Source organism: Komagataeibacter kakiaceti JCM 25156, assembly GCF_000613305.1.
The window spans coordinates 1-655 of record NZ_BAIO01000850.1; the positions used below are offsets into that span (position 1 = coordinate 1).

Below are 655 nucleotides of genomic sequence, written 5' to 3' on the forward strand. Positions count from 1 at the left end.
CCCAGCGTGCCGGGGCCGCCATCCATGTCCAGCAGCCCGTCCAGCGCCGAAGGGGTCTGGGCCAGATGGTCGGCCAGGAAGGGCGCGCAGTCCAGCACGGTCACGATACGGTGGATCAGCGCCGGGTTGCGTTCCAGCAGCGACAGGAACTGAACCCCCGCCCATTGCCGTTCCAGCAGGGCGTCGAAGCGGCGCAGCACGGCCAGCGGCTGCCGGCGCGCGCCGATTTCGGTCATGATGGTGGGCAGAAGCCTGCGCAGCAGCTTGCGCGCCCGGTCGGAGCGCAGCGCGCGCAGGCGGTTGCCTTCCCACCGGTTCAGGATTTGCAGCGCGTCGGTAATGTCGGCGGGGGGGAAGCCATGGTCACGCAGCCGGTCGGCGGCATCGGCGTCCTCGGGGGCTATGGTGATGTCCTGCGGGCCGCTTTCGGCGAACTGCTGTTCGAAAACGCGGCGCGAACACTGCATGACCGACAGCATGCCGCAGGCCAGCTCACCCGGATCGGCGGCGAGCATGAAGGTGGCGAAACGCGCGAATCCGTCCCCGCTGTCGGGCAGGGTATGGGTCTGGTGGTCCAGGCGCATCTGGAGCCGGTGTTCGGCCTGGCGCAGCATGCGGTAATTGCGTGCCAGCATTGCGGCTGGGCACGATCGAG

Annotated in this window: 1 protein-coding gene; it reads right to left on the reverse strand. The window is 69.0% G+C overall.

Annotated elements, in window-relative coordinates; translation table 11 throughout:
• On the reverse strand, positions 1–635 hold a 635-nt coding region (locus tag JCM25156_RS26540; RefSeq protein WP_034961608.1), incomplete at its 3' end, for a [protein-PII] uridylyltransferase family protein.
• Positions 636–655 lie beyond the last annotated feature (20 nt).